Consider the following 18,827-nt stretch of genomic DNA (forward strand, 5'->3'; position numbering starts at 1 on the left):
AGTCGGTTGACCTAATTAAAGAGGATTAACGTGTCACCCTCAATGATCCCACATGATCGCGAATGCACACCAGCCTTCGCATGGCGTGGATTTATGCTCGATTGCGCACGGACATTCTGGCAGCCCGAGCTTATCCACGAGATCATCACTCTGCTGGGACGCTATGGCTTCAACCGCCTTCATCTTCATCTCACCGATGATGCTGGCTGGCGTATCCAGATCCCCGAATTCCCCGAACTCACTCAAACGGGCGCGCATTTACCGCGCGAAGCTTTCGACTGGTACGACAATGTGGACTCGGATAAACGCGCGGTCATGATCACGAGCGCTCCACAAGACTCCACGTGGGGCTATTACACAGATGATGAGATCCGGGAAATTATCACCCACGCTTCCTCAGAAGGAATTGAGGTCATCCCAGAAATTGACCTTCCCGGTCACATGCATGCAGCAATTCGCTCCTACCCCGAGCTGGGAGATCCAGCATTGGCAAAGCTCCCTCCCGAGCAATGGAGCCATCGTAATGACCTTCTTTGGCCCACAGATCAATCCTGGGCTTTGATTGATGCCGCACTCACCCACGTCGCTCTTCTCTTCCCATCGCCAATCATTCATATTGGCGGGGACGAATGTCGTTTCGAGGCCTGGGAAAACGATCACGCCTTGATGGATTCTCTAGCATCCCAAGGAATTCATAGCGGACGTGAGCTCCAAGAATCCATGACTCGACGCGCACTCGAAATCCTTCATTCTCTGGGTAAGCGCGCTGCCGGTTGGGATGAGCTCACCGAAATCGCCCCGGCAGATGTTCTTGATGACACTCTCATCATCGCGTGGCGAGGATTCGGTGAAGGACCCCGACGCGCAGCGCTCTCTGGACAACCATGGGTATATGGATGCTGCGACCAGCTCTATCTGAATCGCCTGGCTGGAGAGGCCTCGGATGAACCGGCGGCAATGTTCGGAGTGATTACTCCCAAACGAATCCTCACCGAGGTCATGGAGGAGATCACACAAGCGGCCTCCGCGCCAATTGGCATTCAAAGTGCACTGTGGTGCGAATTCGTTCCCACACGTGAGCAGTTGTACTACCAGCTTTTCCCGCGTTTGCTTGCCGTCGCCGAAGTCGCCTGGCATGGTTTGTGCGCCCTTGACGAGGCCGAGATTCACGAGCGCATTCGCGCGGAAATGCAGTGGCTGGCCGAACGCGGAATCTACGGTCGGAAAGCTTAACTTTTTCTACTGACGTTCCGAACGCGAGAGATTTTCGCGAATGGCCCGGCCGATCCTTTCATGGGTATCATCCTGAATCCACCGTGAATCCAAGCCAAAGTGCGATCCCGCGTTTTTCTCATCCTCACGAAGCCCTAAAATCGCTTCCCACAGCGGAATGAGTTCTTCGTGATAGGTGTGCCCATGACCACCCGGAGCCGTACCCGCAACCGGCATATCGACGAGGACCTGAATATAGGTCGCACCTCGCGTGTATTGCATATGGGGACTGACATCCCCATCAACCTTTTCTGAAATCCAGTCGGGCTTGTGCCACACTAACTCCGAATTCCACCAAACCACCGGATCCGAGGGGTGCTGAGCATAGACAACCCTGGGATAGTTCCAATCGCCGAGTTCACGGCCGTAAACATCTGCCCAAAGATTCTCTGGAACATTAACGAAACGAACGTGGCGGCCATTTGCAACAACGGGGGCAACCTCGGGACTGCCTCGGTGACGAATGGCAGTCAGTTCCGCGTGCATCGGCGTGAACGCAGGAGTCCCCACCCAGAGCGCACCGTCAGTCCGACTTAAAACATCGATGATTCCCGAGAAGACATGTTGCGAGGCGTAGGCACCTAAAGATTCTCCGCAGACGAAAAGCGCTGGCCTACGGTCTTCTGGAAGCTCATCCACCGCGCGACGAATCGTTTCAAAGAGAATGACCGCTGCTTCTTCAGAAACATCCAGATCCGTCAGGAAGTTAATCGAGGAAGGAACGAAGGAGTACTGCATCGAGGCTGTCGCACAATTCCCACAAGTCAAGTACTCCAGGGGTTGAACCTGCCATTCATCAACCCATCCAGATCCCGTCGAAGTGGCAATCAAAATGACAGCGCGATCAAAAGCACCCGTCCGATGCAATTCTTCAACAACAAGATCAGCGGCACTTTGCAGGCTCTGTCCTTCTTCGGGCATCCCTGCATACACGCGAATAGGCTCCATAGCCGAGCAACCCGTAACGGCCTCGATATCGGCGCGGCTAGGACCTCGACCAAGAAAAACGCGGCCCTGCCCGCCCACGGCACGCCAGGAGGAATGCGACTGCGACGAACCCGAACGCTCAGGCACCTGGGGCTGGATAATCCCCTTTGCCGTACGGTTATTCATCTGTCGTGCATGACGGGTGAAGAAATTAATACCCAGCTTCAGAAGAACCTGCGAGGTCAAGGCATACACAATGACGACAAGAATGAGCAGGGAAATAGCCAGCGCGAAGACCATGTGCATCCACCGGCTCAAGATGAAAACAATTGCCCGGCCAATCCACTGTAAGCCCCACGCAATACCGAGCAAAGCCAGCATCAGAATGAAGGCTAAGAAAGTTCCCAAGAGGTATTCCCCTAAGGTCTCACCACGCATTCCGACCAGATGATTGGCATGCTTGCGCTCGCGATAGGACTGGAGCAACCAGCGGAGGAACCACAAGAAGAACCCCAGCAGTAGCACAGCCCTAAAAGCAATCGATACCGATTGTGGAGCGGTAATCTCAACACCAAGCCTGGGCACAACCAAGGCATAGAAACGCTGGATCGTCAGTCCAACGATGTAGCCAACAGCCGAGAGAACACCGGAGGCAACCGCGTGCCACTGCCACGATCGAGCAAGAAGAGAAGGCGAAACGGATACTCCGTACATCACCAGTGCGCCGACGACGCCAATGAGTGAAATATCCATAACACCTCCTGTGAATATGTCTCATTCTGCCCGATCTGCAACCCAGACGAGCGTGAAATAGGGCAGTTTCACAGTGGAGTGGGGCTCAAAGCCCAGATGCTCATACAGGTACCAGCGCAGATTCTCTTGCATTTTTTCGCGTCCCGCAGCTGTGGAGCGCAAGTAGGACGAGCGCGTCGTCCCCAGCTCCATAATGGCTTCGGGGGTCATGGAATCATTCCAATCGAAACGATTCAATACCGGTTGGGACCAGTGCCCACCCACGGTCGGAGGACGGTCGGGACGGTGAACATCACCCGAACGCATAATTCTCGTGAGCCTGTGAACCCATGGGATTGTCACATCCAGTTGATTCCACACAATCATCAACTGCCCGCCGGGACGCACAATTCTGTGCATTTCCTGCCCCGCTGCCTGTGGATCCACCCAATGCCACGATTGTGCGAATACGGCGCGGTCAACACTCGCATCCGGCAGCTCAGTTGCTTCAGCGCAGGCATCAACGACCTGCACATTCTGATCGTGTCCCAGGAGCGTCACCAGTTGTTCGCGCATCGCCTGAGCTGGCTCAACTGCGATCACCTTCGCCCCGCGCTCAAGAAGCTCCGCGGTCAGTTTTCCCGTCCCCGCACCGACATCCGCAATGGTGACTTCCGAGGCCTTCTCCCCCGCAAGAATCGTATCGATCGCCTGACGCGGGTAGCTTGGACGAACAGAACCATAGGAATCTGTCGCGTGTTGAAAGGGATTGGTCACGAGTGAAGCCTAGTGGATTGTCCCCCGAGATGCCCGGACCTGAACCCTCTGGCCAACAGAAGGGATCGGATTGTCGAAAGGAACTCGCATCAACTTTGGTTCTGCACTAGAAGAAGATTCCAACTGAACGGGAATCACAGAGAATCCCCGTCCGCGGCTCAGCACAGTACCGCACACAACCGCCCAGAGCTCACCTTCTTTGCCAGCAAGCTCCAGTTCTTCCTTCTCGACTCCCAAAAAGCGCGCCACTTCCATGTCTCCCGGGTCCTCCCACATGGCCTCGGGACTATCAAGGCGACGAAGACGCCCGGCGATCATCACGCCAATCTGATCGGCAACGGTAAAAGCCTCATCCTGGTCATGGGTGACGTAGATGCTCGTGATTCCTTCGCCTGTGATGATTTCACGCAATTCGATCGACAAACTTTCACGCATCGAACGATCTAGCGCGGAAAGCGGTTCATCCAAGAGAAGGAGACGAGGTCGTGGGGCCAGAGCGCGGGCCAAGGCCACTCGCTGCGCTTGGCCTCCCGACAGGGAATCGATACTCCGCGGGCCAAAACCTTCCAAACCGACAATCTCTAAAACCTCTGCAACACGCGCAGAGCGTTCGGAGGCGGGAAGAGCGCGCAGGCCGTAGGCGACATTTCCTTCAACACTGCGATGCGGAAAGAGCTGTCCGTCCTGGAACATCAAGCCAAAACCACGCCTATACGTAGGAGTGCGAAGAATTGACTGTCCAGCCCATTGAATATCGCCCTGCTGAGGACGTTCAAGGCCCGCGATTGCGCGCAACAACGTCGACTTTCCACATCCACTTGGGCCGAGAAGCGCAGTGATTTGGCCGGACTGAAGAGAGAAAGAGACACCATTTACCGCACGGAAAGAACCGTAATCAACGCTCACATCAATGCACTCTAAAGCCGTCGAATCGGTCATAGTCTGTCTCCAATCTCCGCTGGACGCAGCCATTCCATACAGGTAATCAGCAGTGCACATACCGCTGCAAGAAGGACACAAGAAGCCATCGCCACACCCTGATCTAAGGCGTCAGGGCGTGAAATCAAACGATAGATGACCACGGGAAGCGTGACTGCATCCCCCTTGGCAAGGAAAGAGGTCGCACCAAATTCCCCCAATGACGTCGCAATCGCAAAACCCGCAGCTATACCCACGGAGCGCGCAAGGACCGGTCCATCGATTGTTACTAAAACTCGAGAATCGCTGGCCCCCAAACTTGCCGCAGCCTCGCGGAGCCGGGGGTTAATTGCTCTCAACGAGGGCGCGATCAGGCGAACGACCAGAGGAAGAGCAACGACGGCCTGCGCACAGGGCACCAGGATCCAGGAACTGCGCAGATCTAGAGGCGGACGGTTCATGGTGATGAGGAATCCAAAACCAACCGTCACAGCAGAAACACCCAAAGGAAGCATGAAGACGCTTTCCACCACAGCTAATGCACTTTGTCCCACTCGTGAACGGGGATGACGCGTCACAAGAAGAACCACGCAAACGCCCACGCCTAAAGCAATTACCATTGCGGCAAGGGCGACAAGAAGCGAATGCCCCAAAGCCTGCAGGGGTGAGACACGAAGAGCGGGAGTGAAGGAAGAATCTGCCAACTTCGCGTAGTGCTCAAAGGTTAAACGGCCTCGTCGGTGAAGGGAACGCCACACCAGTGCGGCCAGGGGCAGAAGGACAAGCACACAAATAACAAAACCGCTGAAAACCAGTGCCCACAGATCTCCCGCGCTCACGGGCCTCTGCGCCCGAGGCGCACCCAAAGTTGCCGCGTTCTTCCCACGTCTGCGCGCGGCCTCGGCGATGATCAAGGACAGTGCAATGACGACTAACTGAACAATGGACAGCACCGAGGCGCTGCGAAGATCTAAGAACTGGGTGGTGAGCATGTAGATCTCGGACTCGACGGTCGTGAGCTTCGAACCACCCAAAATCAACACAATCCCGAAGGAAGTGGCGCAATACAGGAAGACTAACGAGGCCGCAGAGGCAATCGCGGGAAGGAGTGCCGGAAGGGTGACACTCAGGAAAACTCGGCGTGGTGGAGCACCCAGACATGAGGCGACCTGAGCGGGACGCTCATCTAATTGGGACCAAAAACTGCCAACATTGCGTACAACCAGCGAGTAATTGAAAAACACCATCGCTGCGACAACCGCGGTCATCGTGCCATCCAGCCCCAAGAAGCCTAGCCACCCCTGAGGCGCAAGAAGAGAGCGAAAAGCAACACCCACAACGACTGTGGGCAGAACAAAGGGCACCGAAATGACTGCGCGAAGGAATCGACGTCCGGGGAAACGACAGCAGTACAGGGCGTAGGCACCCGGAATCCCCAAAATCAATGAAAAGATCGTACCCAGAAGGGCCATCCACAGGGTGCGGCCAATGACCTTCCAAGTTCGAGAAGCCCCCAAAAGCTCACCTAAGCCCGAAAGGTCAATCCCACCTCCCTTAGCACTAAATCCCTGAGCGATGAGAGTCGCCGCTGGCCAGGCAAAAAACAGCGTAAGAAACGCCAGGGGGACGCCGAGGGCAATTGCCCCGGCGCCCACCCTAAGCACACGCTGCCGAAAATCTGTCACCCAAGGACCGTTTCTTGCCAGGACTTGAGCCAAGCAGTCGAGTTCTTCTCAATGTCCTGAGGATCAACACGCAGGGGCTTATCGGTCAGAGGGCCAAACTTTTGCAGAGCCTCGGGTGCCTGTCCCTTGTAGGGGTACATGTAGGTTGCCTTCGAAATTGCGCTCTGGACTTCGTCAGAGAGCAGGAATTCGATGAACTTCTTTGCTCCTTCGGGGTTCTTCGCTCCCTTGAGGACACCGGCGTATTCAACCTGACGGAAGCAGGTATCGGTGATGACACCGGTCGAGCTTTCGGTTCCTGCATCATTGACCGCATAGGCAGGAGAGGAACCGTAGGACACCATCATGGGGTAGCTGCCCTTGCCTTCACCAGCGCTGTAGTCAACGTTGAATGCCTGCGACCAGCCCTCGGTGATCTTCACGCCGTTGTCCTTGAGTGACTTCCAGTACTGGGCGTACCCATCGGGACCAAACTTTGCGATCGTTGCCAGCATGAATGCCATTCCCGGAGTTGATGATGCCGGGTTCATGGCGACAAGCATGTCCTTGTATTGAGGCTTCGCCAGGTCTTCGAAGCTTGTCGGCACAGCAAGCTGGTGGTCGGCGAACCACTTCTTGTCGTAGTTCACGCAGACATCGCCACGATCGATGGGAACCAGACCGGGTTCGCCCTGGAAATTGTCATCTGCGTTGGGCGAGGTGATATGTGCATCCTCGATGATTCCCTGACCGCCAATACGGGTTGAAACCGTATTATCTAGGCCAAAAACTGCGTCTCCCAGGGGTGAATCCTTAGTAAGAACCAGCTGATTGGCCAGCTCCCCGCCGTTACCGATCGCTTGGATTTTCGCAGTAATTCCGGTCTTCTCATGGAACTTGTCCAGAAGGTCCTGGGGGAAGTCGAATGAATCGTAGGCAAGAATAGTGATACTTTGATCACCCTGTGCCGAGGCCGTGCCAGCCTGCGTTGCGGCACCATCCTTAGCGCTTCCCGCGCAAGCTGCAAGAGAGCTTGCTGCAACCAAAAATGTCGCAGTTGATGCGATCAAACGGACGCGACGATGCGCCGAAAAAGTAGACATTTTCTTCCTCCGCTAATGGTGGGAGGGCTGGACCGCCTCGGGGGAGGCAGTCTGGAGATTGCGACTTCCTACGCCGGCATAATCCGGATCAGGTGTAAGGGTCTGCATTCGCACTCTCAGCCCACGGTGGGCTCCCCTGTCTTACTCGCCAAGCATAGCGCATCAAGCAGAGAGGGATGTACGGCCTCGGCGAACCAGAGAACGGTGGCGACGAATTACGCCGACGACAGTGATGCCAACCATCCACGCAGCCGACATCAGTAGCCCCTGCAGACTTTCCATATCCAAGGACAGCACGACGACCACCACAGCAATGAAGGCGATAAACAGCCAGGCGGAGAAGACACCGCCAGGAAGCGGGAAGGTCGAGCTGCGGTGTTTGTTCGGGTACTTCCGCACGTAGAACAGGTAGGCGATAACAATCAAAACCCACACGACCATGAAGAGTGTGGCCGACATTGAAGTCACCACAGTGAAAACGCTCAGGATTGAATCGCCAAAAGCCAGAAGAACAGCGGCGGAAAGCAAGAACACACACGAAAGGAAGAGCGCGTTCTGGGGGACGTGGCGCTTTGACAGACGACCAAAGAAGGGGGCCGCATCACCCTGAAGTGAGAGGGAGAAGAGCATCCTCGAGGTCGAGTAGATCCCCGAGTTGGCCGACGAGGCCGCAGAAGTGAGCACGACCAAGTTGACCAGTGAAGCCGCCGCTCCCAGCCCCGTCATTGAGAACATCGTGACGAAAGGCGACTGGGCCTTATCAATCTGATCCCAGGGCGTCACCATCATGATGACCGCAAGAGAGCAAATGTAGAACAGAACAACGCGAACGGGAATCGAGTTGATTGCCTTGGGAAGAGTTTGCGTGGGGTTCGCGGTCTCGGCAACGGTCGTTCCAACAAGCTCGATACCAACGAAAGCAAAAACTGCGATCTGGAAGCCACCCAGAAATCCGCTCAGTCCCGTTGGGAATAGGCCTCCGTGACTCCACAGGTTCGAAACCGCCGCGGCTGTACCGTTGCTGTCACGCATACCAATGGCAATCATCACGACACCGACAACAATCAGAGCAATGATTGCAACGATCTTAATCATCGCAAACCAGAATTCGGTCTCTCCGAAAGCCTTAACGGTCATCGCATTGAGAGTGAAGAGAAGGAGCGCCGTAGCAAGAACGGGAATCCACGCGGACAGGTTCGGAAACCAAAAACGCACGTAACCGGTGATGGCAACGACGTCAGCAATACCTGTAACCACCCAACACAGCCAGTAGGTCCATCCCATGACAAACCCCAGGGTTGGGCCGAGGAAGTGCCGAATGATATCGGCAAAAGTACCGTATCTCTTATCCGAAAGGAGGATCTCACCCATCGCACGCATGAACAGAAAGAGCGCGCTGCCAATAATCAGATAGACCAAAAGGATCGAGGGACCAGCCGTTGCAATGGTCTTTCCGGAGCCCATGAAGAGGCCGGTACCGATTGCGCCGCCAATAGCGATGAGCTGGATATGGCGGTTCGTTAGATTGCGCTGAAGCTCGCGACCCGAGGCGTCGCCGAAGCTCTGCTCATCGTCTTCGCTGGTGCTCATTGTGATCCGTTCTCTCAGTTGAGCTTTCCACGCTAGCATGCCCCATCGGGATAGATGGGAGAAAATGGCTTGTATGAGTGAAGTGATGATTTCCGTCGCCAATGTTTCCACCGAGCGCGCACGTCGATATGGGCATCAGCTTGCCTCACATATGGGACGGAAAATCGACGCACAGTGGGATGATGAATCAGCTCGCGGAACGCTGATCTTCACTCGTGAGGGGATGCCCGGCGGCGAGTGCGCAATCTCGTGTACAGACCAGCACTTGCGTCTTGAGCTGAAGACTTCACCCGAGGCCGCGGAACACCTTGAGTTTGTCGTCGGGATTCACCTGGCTCGCTTTGGGTATCGCGACGGGCTTGAGGTTGCGTGGATGAGGAAGAATCCTAGCGATGGTGTGGAAACTCCCGGAACCACGCAGGGCCCCTTAACAGCAGAGGATATCGAGTGTCACCGACGCTCTAAGTAATCCTTCGCGCTATCAACGGCCTGATCCCACAAACCGGCTTCGTCTTCCCAAAGCTGGTAGGCCTCGTCCTCATCATCGCTGAGGGCAGCAATTCCCGATTCCTCAACGTGAAGTGCGATCTTGCCTTTTTCTTCTGAGAGTGAGACCTCGACAGTCGTCAGTGTTTCTTCGGGGAATTCATCACTGGCCACGGGGTACCAGCGGAAGCGCACAACGTCCATGGGATCTTCGTCGAGTTTTTCGACAAGCCATGTTCCCGCTTCCGGATCGGTCACGTGGTACAGCCCGTCATCACCGTGCTCAACATCATGGTCACCCAGCGGTCCATCATTGATCCACCAGCCGGGCTCAGAGACCAAGGCCCAGGCATTCTCGATGGTGGTGTCAATAAGCACGTCGGCTTCAACACTATCCGTGTTCTGACCGGGGGTTTCTGTTTCGTCATCACCGAAGAAGTCCATAGCTCAACGTTAGCGAGCCCAGACCCAGCTGCCAAGGCCAGTGGGGAAATTGACGACAGGGTAAGCCTCTACGGGCCTAGCCGGTCCCAGTCATTTCCAGGCGTATCTTTGAAGAATCAGTGCTTCTAGGAGTCAGCCCCGCACTGAAGATCGGCACTGGGAACGGCGTTACGCAGGAAGTAACCTTCGACAGCCGTTGCCACACACTTGCTTCCGTTCTTCGAGTACGCGGTGTGGTTCCAACCATCCCAAGTCACCAACACGCCCGACGACAGCTGCTTCGCAAGATTCTGAGACATCACGTAGGGGGTTGCAGGATCATGAGTCGTACCAACGACCATGATGGGGGCTGCACCCTCAGCCTTGATTGCGTGGCGCTTCGCATGCGTGGTCGGCCACCCTTCAAGTCCGGCGGAGGTGTAGCCGGCCAGATCACCAAAGATCATCAGCTCTTGCTTCAGTGCTGTCGCGTCCTTCTCCCACTGGGCTGCGTTACCAACAGGCTCATAGTCCAAGGAGTTAATAGCAACGATCGCATCCATCGAATTCGATGAGTAGCTTCCGTCCTTATTGCGTTCGCTCAGCAAATCCGCAACATAGAGCAGCGTCGAGCCGTCCTCTGAGTTCAGCGCTTGCTGCATTCCCTGCGTGAGAATTGAATACGTCTGCGTCGAGTACAGCAGCCCAACGACAGCGCTCATTGCGAGGTCGTGAGTGAGCGGGCGATTCGGATCTGAGGTTTGGAGTGGCGAGTTGTACAGGCGGTCGAAGAAGTTCTTCATCTGCTTCATGCCGGCATCTACATCGCCCTTGAGCGGACAGTTATGTGCTGCCTGGCAATCCTCCACCCAGTGACGCAGGGAAGCCTCAAAGCCACGCATCTGCATGGCGGAGAGCTCATCACCGCTCACCGAGGGATCAAGTGCTCCGTCAAGCACCATGTGACCGACGTTTCCGGGGAATTGTTCGGCGTAGGTGGCGCCCAGGAAAGTTCCGTAGGAGTAGCCCAGGTAGTTGAATTTCTCTTGCCCAAGCAGCGCGCGAACCATATCGAAGTCCTTCGACGCATTCACGGTATCGATGTGCTTGAAGATGTCACCGCTGAGGTCTTGACATCCCTTGGCAAGGCCTCGAGAAGTATCTTCTGCGAGCTTGATCATTTCTGCGGGGCTTGCGTTCGGGTCGATCGGGTTTCGCGTTCCAGCTGCGTCGCCGTCACGCTCTTTATCAGTTCGGCAACGGACGGGGGTTGATGCTCCGACGCCTCGCGGATCCAGAGCAACAATGTCAAAAGCCGAGACAAGCCCACTGCCCAAAGAGGTGGTGACCTGTGAGGTAATTGAGGACACCGATGCTCCACCGGGGCCGCCAAGATTGTAAAAAAGCGCCTTACCTTCACTCTGGTCCCCGCGGTGGACCGCCAATGCAAGGGTGATTTGATTCCCGTCGAGGTTCTCCCAGTCCAGCGGTGCGGTCAGCGACGCACACTGGTACTTGTTGATATCGCGCGGTGCAGACACCCCGGTGCTTGTGATTTCCGAGACCTCGCACTGGCGCCAATTGAGCGGCTGAGAGTAAAACTGCTCTTTCGTGGGCTTGCCGGGAAGCGGGTCTGCCGCATGCGCAACAGTCACCTTGTTTTGGTTGTTCGAGGTGCCTGAGGCGGCGCTGGTGGCAGCCTGATCGATGGCATTCTTCGCGTAGTATGCGATGCCAAAGTTTGTGGCAAGCGCAAGTACGATCAACACGGAGACGATCAGGCGGGAGCGTGAATTCATGCCTCTACCCTATTCGATGTCTAGACCTGCGGTCGAAGTGAGAGTGCCATCGACTCCAAAATCAGAGGGACTGACATGTTTGTTGTCAGCCGCTTTCGAGCTTCCTCAATCGCTTGGACTCTCTTCATGGTCTGCTGCGGGGTGGATTGAGAACAGAGCTGGTCGATGAGATCTAGGCAGTCATCATTGATCGGCTCTTGATCCGTTCCCAATTGTCGCAGAAGAACATCCCTATAGATTCCCAAAAGGTCGACGAGGGCTCGATCAAGAGAATCTTGAATGGCTCGCTTTGAGCGTCGCTTCTGGTCTTCTTCGAGTTCACGGATACGTGCACGCTGATGCGAGGCCGGGCTCTGGCCTTCTTCCATTCCCAATTGACGCATGAGTTCGGCCTTTTCGCAGGCGTTGCGTTCTTCAGATTGGGATTCTGCTTGAGTTTTCGCAATGGAGAGGAGGTCCTCTGCGGCAAAGACCGCTTCACCAACAGAACGCACCTGTGCCGGGGCGGTGATGATCTGTCGGCGACGCTGACGCATCTTGGGGTCTTTCGCGAGGGCTCGAGCCAATCCGATATGCGATTGAGCTGCGCGGGCTGCGGATAGCGCATCCGCAGGATCAACACCATCACGACGAACAAGAAGGTCCGCAACAGCGTGCGGATCTGGAATTCGCAGTCCCAGATGCCGGCATCGCGAACGGATGGTGGTGATCATGTCTTCTGCACTGGGAGCACAGAGCAGCCACACTGTGCGCTCTGGCGGTTCTTCAATTGCCTTGAGAAGAACATTCGCCGTGCGTTCCATCATACGGTCAGCATCTTCAATGACGATGACCCGCCAACGTCCCTGCGAGGGCGCGGTCTGTGCGCGCAAGACGATCTGGCGAACCTCATCGATACGAATTTGCGTAGATTCCGTGGTGAGGATCGAAACATCGCCATTCGTCCGAGCCATTGTGGTCCGGCATCCGGGACACTGTCCGCATCCGGGGAACTCTCCGGTGCACTGAAGGGCCGCTGCAAAAGCGATTGCCGCAACCGAACGCCCCGAACCGGGAGGCCCGGTGATGAGCCATGCATGGGTCATTGAGCGAGATGAGTCATCAGTGGGCTGAGTGAGCGACGAGGCATCTGCGCGCACGGAGCCGGAAGTTTCCGCAGCTGGATGCGCCTCTTGGGTATGGTCGACGATTGCTCGGGCGCCTTGAGCCGCCTGTTGCAATACCGCCAGGGCATGTTCCTGGCCGACCAATTCATCCCAAACGCTCACAGAAGAATGCCATCCTCTTCCAGAAGAGCCCAGAGCGTTGCCTGAGACTCAACGGGCTTGGCATCTTCTACAGCTTCTTCGGGCAATCCCTGGAATGCCGCATCAACACGTTCTTCCAGAACTCCGCGAATTTCACTGAAGACCTGATCTTCAGTTCCCACACCATCGATGACGACGATACGATCCGCTTCTGAGTCCGCAAGCGCCAAGTACTGGTGGCGAACGCGCTCATGGAATTCCATAGATTCGCGTTCCATTCGGTCCGGTTCGCCGCCGCGACGCCTGGCGGCAACTTCCGGTGGAACATCAATCAGCAGAGTGAGATCGGGGAGCAAACTTTCCGTTGCCCACATAGACAGGCTGCGGATTTCATCCACACCCAAGCTGCGCGCAGCTCCCTGATAAGCCAAAGACGAGTCAATGTAGCGATCGACCAGAACAATTTCCCCTCGTTCAAGGGCCGGCCTGATCAGGGTCGCGACATGGTAGGCGCGATCAGCGGCATACAGAAGTGCTTCAGTGCGGGGATCAACATCTTCCGGTCCGTTCTGAACCAATTGACGCAAAGTCGTCCCCAGCTCTGTTCCACCGGGTTCTCGGGTGACAACCACCTGTTGTCCGCGTTCTTCAAACCACCGGCGAACCCGCTGAATTTGGGTACTTTTACCGGTCCCATCACCACCTTCAAAGGTGATGAAGAGTCCGCGCCCCGCCTGTGCACCACTACCCATTGATCTCATGTCTCTATCTTGACAGTGCCCACCCGCATTTGCGTCCATTTTGGCAGCGGGTGGGCGAAAGAAAATTCCTTCTCATTACTTCTTTGTCGAAGTCTTCTTGGTTGTGCGTCGAGTTGTTGTCTTCTTCGCGGTGGTCTTACGGGTGCGCTTGGGAGCCGGACCCTTCGCGCGCTTATCGGCCAGAAGTTCGTAGGCGCGTTCAGCGGTCAAATCCTCGACGGTTTCCGCGCGAGGAACGGTCACATTGGTTTCACCATCGGTGATGTAGGGACCGAAACGGCCATCCTTAACGGTGACCTTCTTACCCGACACCGGGTCCTCACCAAACTCACGCAGCGGGGGCTTTGCTGCCCCGCGGCCTCGTTGCTTGGGCTGAGAGTAAATCTCAAGCGCCTCATCCAAGGTGATCGTCAAAAGCTGATCCTCGCTGGGAAGGGTGCGCGAATCGCTCCCCTTCTTCAGGTACGGGCCGTAACGACCGTTTTGCGCGGTGATGACCTCACCGTCAGAGGGATCAACACCGACCTCGCGCGGAAGCGAGAGCAGCGCAAGCGCGTCCTCCAGCGTGATGGTCGCAAGATCCATCGACTTGAACAACGAGGCCGTGCGCGGTTTTGCCGCAGCCTTCTTTCGCGTCTTCTTCGCGGGCTTCCCATCTTCAGAAGCTTCCGCTTCCTCGGCTTCTTCGGGCAGAATTTCCGTCACGTAGGGACCGTAGCGGCCATTCTTTGCAACCAGCATGTGTCCGCTTGCGGGATCAATTCCCAGTTCGCGTCCATCATCTGCAGCAAGCGCGAAGAGTTCCGTGATCTTTTCTTCGGTGAGTTCATCAGGTGCGACCTCGGGCGGCACATTTGCGCGCGTCCCATCGACCTTCTCCATGTAGGGTCCGTAACGGCCCACTCGCAAGGTGACACCATTTCCCATGTCAATGGAGTTCACTGCGCGAGCATCAATATCGTCTCCCAGGGATTCGACCTGGAACTTCAGTCCGTCAGCATCGCCCTTTCCGTCTGCACCAAAGTAGAAAGTGCTCAAGAACTCGTGGCGATCTTCGCTTCCCGCAGCAATCTGGTCCAGATCGTTTTCCATCGATGCTGTGAAGTCGTAATCAACCAAGTTCGACAGATTCTCTTCCATCAGTCGTGTGACCGAGAAGGCCAGCCAAGTCGGGACCAAGTACTGGCCCCGGTGGGTGACGTAGCCGCGATCGCCAATGGTTTGAATCGTTGCCGCATAGGTTGAGGGGCGACCAATTCCAAGCTCTTCCATGGTCTTCACCAAAGTCGCTTCGGTGTAACGTCCCGGGGGCTGAGTCTGGTGTCCCTGCGCCTGCGCCTCTTCAAGCAGCGCAACTTCCCCTTCGCTCACCTGCGGAAGGGTCTTCTCAGCATCGGTCGTTTCCGCGTCGTAGCGTCCCTTGTCCTGACCTTCTTGGTAGGCCAACCTAAAGCCGGGGGAAGTAATAACAGTTCCCGAGGCACTGGACAGCACTGCATGAGGCTGACCTTCGACCTCGACATCGGTACGCACGCGGATGGTTGCGGTAAAGCCAAGGGCATCTGCCATCTGCGAAGCGACAGTTCGCTTCCAGATCAAGTCATACAGTGCAAGCTGCTGACGATTCAAAACCGAGGCAACTTGCGCGGGAGCGCGGAAGTGATCCCCGGCGGGGCGAATGGCCTCGTGAGCTTCTTGCGCACCCTTAGAGGTGGTGCCGTAGATGCGCGGCTTCTCAGCCACGGCCTCGGCCCCATAAAGTTCCTTAGCCTGCTGGCGAGCAGCCTTAATAGCCTGCGAAGACAGGGCCGTAGAGTCGGTACGCATGTAGGTGATGAAGCCCGACTCGTACAGGGACTGAGCGGTACGCATCGTCGAGGACGCATTCCAGTGGAGCTTGCGGGAAGCTTCCTGCTGAAGCGTCGACGTCGTGAAGGGCGCTGCCGGGCGGCGGCGGTAGGGCTTCTGCTGGACAGAATCGATAGCGGAATCACGCGCGGCCTCGAGCGCTGCGGCAAAGAGCGGCGCGGAACGGGTGTCCAAATGGAAGGCCTCGTTCTTCTTGGCCTTCGCGGAAAGCCGACCGTTTTCATCAAAGTCAGAACCGGTTGCAACGGGGGAACCGTCAATATGCGAAACTTTTGCGCCAAAAGACTGACCCGACGCAGCAAACTGGGTATCGATCGACCAGTACTCAGCACTCACATGCGCCATACGGTCGCGCTCGCGATCCACAACCAAGCGCGTTGCAACCGACTGAACGCGGCCCGCGGACAGGGAAGGGCGAATCTTGCGCCAGAGCAGCGGCGAGACCTCGTAGCCGTAGAGGCGGTCAAGGATTCGGCGAGTTTCTTGGGCGTCGACAAGGTCCGTGTCGAGTTCGCGGGTATTTTCCAGAGCGCGTTGGATTGCTTCCTTCGTGATTTCGTGGAAGACCATGCGACGCACGGGAACCTTGGGCTTAAGGACTTGGAGAAGGTGCCAAGCGATAGCCTCACCTTCGCGATCCTCATCAGTTGCCAGGAAGAGTTCGTCGGACTCTTTCAGCAGCTTCTTGAGCTCGGTGACCTTTTTCTTCTTGTCGGGATTGACAACGTAGTAGGGAGTGAAACCATTCTCAACGTCGACGGCGAAGCGCCCGTAGGGGCCCTTCTTCATATCGGCAGGAAGCTCAGAGGGCTGCGGAAGGTCGCGAATGTGACCGATCGAGGCGGTCACGTGGTAGTCGGGTCCCAAGTATCCTTCGATCGTCGCCGCCTTGGCGGGAGACTCCACGATCACCAGCTTGGTCGCTGCCATTGTTTGTCCCTTCCGTTGCTACCTCGTATTTGTAGCACTCTTTGCTGGTCCTCCGATGGCGAGCGCCGACGGAGTACCACTGGGTAGGACCTTACCGCGTTACGGGGCTTTCCGGGAACCGATGTGCTTTCCCGCGCGTCTTCTGTGGATAATTCCCGAGGCCTAGATGGCGTCTTGCGGACGGGCGCGCACCATATCCATCGGCAGCAAGCCAAGTAGAGACATACCATAAGAATCCGTACAATATTCTGTACATACATGAAGAAGGGGGGAGCACCCATGAAGACCATGACCTACAGCGAGTCGCGCGCACGCTACGCCGAGGTCCTCGATCAGGTCGTCAACGACCGCGAGGAAATCATCATCACCCGCCAGGGCCACGAAAGCGCCGTCATCATGGCGCTCGACGAGTACGAATCTCTCATGGAAACCGTCTACCTCATGCAGTCCCCTGCAAATGCCCGTCACCTGCGCGAATCGATCGCGCGTCACCGCGCTGGTGAGGGTGTCGTCCACGACCTCGTTGAGCTCGACGAGGACTGACCCATGCACATCACATGGGACGAGGAAGCCTGGAACGACTATGTCTGGTGGCAGTTCGAGGATCGCAAAACCCTCAAACGTATCAACGCACTCATCAAGGACATCCAGCGCAACGGGAACGAGGGCATTGGCAAACCTGAACCCCTCCGTTACGAGTTCTCGGGGTACTGGTCACGTCGAATCGACTCACGTCACCGCCTGATCTACCAGATTAGCGACGACGGTAAAACCCTCTGGATCATCTCCTGCCGCTACCATTACGGCCAGTAGCTCCCGCGGTTTTAGAGCAGTGCACTGCCCAGGCGGCAGATGTTATCGATGTAGTGCTTGTACCAGGGAAGCGCGTTCCATTCCTCAAGGCTGAGCAGTCGCGAAGATGCTTCGATTCGCCTGTTATTCCCCTCCAGAAGTTGGACAAGATAAGGATCCTGAGCCAAAAGCATGGCTTCGTAGTTCAAGCCAAAGGATCGGTAATCCATATTCGATGAGCCGATTGCGGCAAGCTCCCCATCAACCACGACGTATTTCGAGTGGAGCATATGGGGCGGCGCATACAGGTGGATATTAACTCCGGATACTAAAAGAGACTCGTAGTATGCACGCTGAGCATGTCCTACCAAGAATTGGTCGAATTGCTCTGAAACGTAGAGGTCTACGCGAACTCCTGACATTGCTGCACCGGTGAGTGCGGCAAGCAAGGGTTCGTCCGGGATGAAGTACGGGCTGGCAATAGAGACATGATGCCGAGCCTGTGACACCATCGAGATGAACATCCGCAGATTCGGTTCTGAGGGATACGAAGGCCCGGATGGAATGATCTGCATCGGTTGCCCCATGGCGTTTTCAGGTGCTTCGCCATCCTCGGAAAGATTAAGTTCTTCAAGCGAAAGCTCCTGTTTGGTGGCGTAGTACCAATCTGAAGCGAAAACAGCTTGAACCTGGCGGACCACTGCACCGCTTACTTCAACGGAAGTATCGTGATATTCAATTCCCGCCTTTTGGTAGGCAGGAGTGTCATAGTCTGAGGCCACCAAATTATGTGAACCGATGAAGGCTTTCTGGCCATCAATGATGAGCAGCTTGCGGTGGTTACGCAGGTCAGGACGTCGAATGTGACCTTTAAAGATGCTCATGGGCAGCATCAAGTGCCATTCGATCCCAGACTCGTCGAGCATTCGGCTGAAACCACGCCATCCGGGAATAGTGCGAAGCCCGTGATGATCTATCAGCAATCGAACTTTGACCCCGCGAGTACGGGCACGAACCAAGGCTTTGTAGAGCGGATCAGTGGAATGATCCCACGAGGTCTGGAAGTACAGGACATTCACGTGATGGGTCGCTTGATCGACCTCGCGTGCCATCGCTTCAAAAGCTTGGTCAGTATCGCCGAGAAGCTGCAGAACACGCCCATGGCTGGGCGGGAAAGAGGTTTGTTTGTAGTTAAGCCGCATCAGTGAGGCTGTGCGCTCATCCATTCCGTCATTAACGAGGCCACTTTCGCTTCCACTATCACCGCGCAAGATTCCCTTGACCAGTTGGTGCGCCGCCTGATCCGATCGTAGGGCTTTGCCCATGGCCCACCATGAACCGAAAAATAAGTACAGCGGGACGCCAACAACTGGCCATAAAAAGATCAGTAACAGCCATGCCGTCGAGGTTGATGCCCTGCGCTTTTTAGGGACAACACCCAAGGCAATCAATCGAATCGCTAGGTCAATAGCCCCGACAAGGAGCCACAGCCACAGGGGTGGCTGATGGGTTAGAGGCGCGGGGAGAGGCATCGCAG

The 18,827-nt window shown here is 56.1% G+C and carries 16 protein-coding genes and 1 riboswitch; of the genes, 4 read left to right on the plus strand and 12 right to left on the minus strand.

The genetic code is table 11. The annotated features are described in order from the left end of the window. Window positions 1-30 precede the first annotated feature (30 nt). Complete coding sequence (locus QZR18_RS01885; RefSeq protein ID WP_178704302.1) at window positions 31-1,233, plus strand: family 20 glycosylhydrolase; 1,203 nt, start codon at window positions 31-33, stop codon at window positions 1,231-1,233. A gap of 6 nt (window positions 1,234-1,239) precedes the next feature. Here the strand turns inward: QZR18_RS01885 and QZR18_RS01890 are convergent, their stop codons facing one another. The 6 genes from QZR18_RS01890 to QZR18_RS01915 all read right to left on the minus strand — a co-directional run bounded on the left by QZR18_RS01890 (window position 1,240) and on the right by QZR18_RS01915 (window position 8,983). Beyond that, window positions 1,240-2,952 (minus strand): alpha/beta-hydrolase family protein, encoded by a 1,713-nt coding sequence (locus QZR18_RS01890; protein ID WP_178704305.1) that lies wholly within the window; start codon window positions 2,950-2,952, stop codon window positions 1,240-1,242. Window positions 2,953-2,973: 21 nt separating this feature from the next. Beyond that, window positions 2,974-3,708, minus strand: coding sequence for a class I SAM-dependent methyltransferase (locus tag QZR18_RS01895; RefSeq protein ID WP_178704308.1), 735 nt, complete (start codon window positions 3,706-3,708; stop codon window positions 2,974-2,976). Window positions 3,709-3,717: 9 nt separating this feature from the next. Further along, entirely contained in the window at window positions 3,718-4,647 is a 930-nt protein-coding gene (locus QZR18_RS01900) for an ABC transporter ATP-binding protein (RefSeq protein WP_178704311.1), read from the minus strand. Next, on the minus strand, window positions 4,644-6,311 hold the full coding sequence (locus QZR18_RS01905) for an iron ABC transporter permease (protein ID WP_295910154.1): 1,668 nt from the start codon (window positions 6,309-6,311) through the stop codon (window positions 4,644-4,646). Before QZR18_RS01905 ends, QZR18_RS01900 begins: the two co-directional genes overlap by 4 nt. Next, window positions 6,308-7,393 (minus strand): thiamine ABC transporter substrate binding subunit, encoded by a 1,086-nt coding sequence (locus QZR18_RS01910; RefSeq protein ID WP_178704317.1) that lies wholly within the window; start codon window positions 7,391-7,393, stop codon window positions 6,308-6,310. The genes QZR18_RS01905 and QZR18_RS01910 overlap by 4 nt, the downstream gene beginning before the upstream one ends. Window positions 7,394-7,441: 48 nt before the next feature. Beyond that, window positions 7,442-7,541: riboswitch (TPP riboswitch) on the minus strand. A 14-nt stretch (window positions 7,542-7,555) separates the two neighbouring features. Next, window positions 7,556-8,983, minus strand: coding sequence for an amino acid permease (locus tag QZR18_RS01915; RefSeq protein WP_178704319.1), 1,428 nt, complete (start codon window positions 8,981-8,983; stop codon window positions 7,556-7,558). Window positions 8,984-9,056: 73 nt separating this feature from the next. Between QZR18_RS01915 and QZR18_RS01920 the strand changes: the two genes are divergently transcribed. Further along, window positions 9,057-9,452 (plus strand): DUF2218 domain-containing protein, encoded by a 396-nt coding sequence (locus QZR18_RS01920; RefSeq protein ID WP_178704322.1) that lies wholly within the window; start codon window positions 9,057-9,059, stop codon window positions 9,450-9,452. On the opposite strand, the gene QZR18_RS01925 is transcribed toward QZR18_RS01920, so the two are convergent. The 5 genes from QZR18_RS01925 to topA form a co-directional block, all read right to left on the minus strand. After that, window positions 9,434-9,913, minus strand: coding sequence for a toxin (locus QZR18_RS01925; protein ID WP_178704324.1), 480 nt, complete (start codon window positions 9,911-9,913; stop codon window positions 9,434-9,436). The two genes, QZR18_RS01920 and QZR18_RS01925, sit on opposite strands and share 19 nt — an antisense overlap. Window positions 9,914-10,038: 125 nt before the next feature. Beyond that, window positions 10,039-11,691 (minus strand): alpha/beta hydrolase, encoded by a 1,653-nt coding sequence (locus QZR18_RS01930; RefSeq protein WP_178704327.1) that lies wholly within the window; start codon window positions 11,689-11,691, stop codon window positions 10,039-10,041. A gap of 20 nt (window positions 11,692-11,711) precedes the next feature. After that, the gene (locus tag QZR18_RS01935) at window positions 11,712-12,959 is read right to left on the minus strand and encodes a DNA polymerase III subunit delta' (protein ID WP_178704330.1); all 1,248 of its coding nucleotides are present in this window, start codon (window positions 12,957-12,959) and stop codon (window positions 11,712-11,714) included. Then, window positions 12,956-13,690 carry a dTMP kinase gene (tmk, locus tag QZR18_RS01940; RefSeq protein WP_178704403.1) on the minus strand — a complete coding sequence of 245 codons (735 nt, stop codon included), beginning with the start codon at window positions 13,688-13,690 and terminating at the stop codon, window positions 12,956-12,958. Before tmk ends, QZR18_RS01935 begins: the two co-directional genes overlap by 4 nt. 84 nt (window positions 13,691-13,774) lie before the next feature. After that, entirely contained in the window at window positions 13,775-16,498 is a 2,724-nt protein-coding gene (gene topA / locus QZR18_RS01945) for a type I DNA topoisomerase (protein ID WP_178704333.1), read from the minus strand. A gap of 279 nt (window positions 16,499-16,777) precedes the next feature. Here topA and QZR18_RS01950 point away from each other — a divergent pair, with 279 nt between their 5' ends. After that, a complete protein-coding gene (locus QZR18_RS01950) occupies window positions 16,778-17,041 on the plus strand; it encodes a type II toxin-antitoxin system Phd/YefM family antitoxin (protein ID WP_156334770.1) in 264 nt (87 codons plus the stop codon). 3 nt (window positions 17,042-17,044) lie between these two features. After that, window positions 17,045-17,311, plus strand: coding sequence for a Txe/YoeB family addiction module toxin (locus QZR18_RS01955; RefSeq protein WP_009408398.1), 267 nt, complete (start codon window positions 17,045-17,047; stop codon window positions 17,309-17,311). Between the two features lie 11 nt (window positions 17,312-17,322). On the opposite strand, the gene QZR18_RS01960 is transcribed toward QZR18_RS01955, so the two are convergent. After that, window positions 17,323-18,822 carry a phospholipase D-like domain-containing protein gene (locus tag QZR18_RS01960; protein WP_178704336.1) on the minus strand — a complete coding sequence of 500 codons (1,500 nt, stop codon included), beginning with the start codon at window positions 18,820-18,822 and terminating at the stop codon, window positions 17,323-17,325. Between the last annotated feature and the right edge of the window lie 5 nt (window positions 18,823-18,827).

Source organism: uncultured Actinomyces sp., from assembly GCA_900541895.1.
Lineage (GTDB): Bacteria > Actinomycetota > Actinomycetes > Actinomycetales > Actinomycetaceae > Pauljensenia.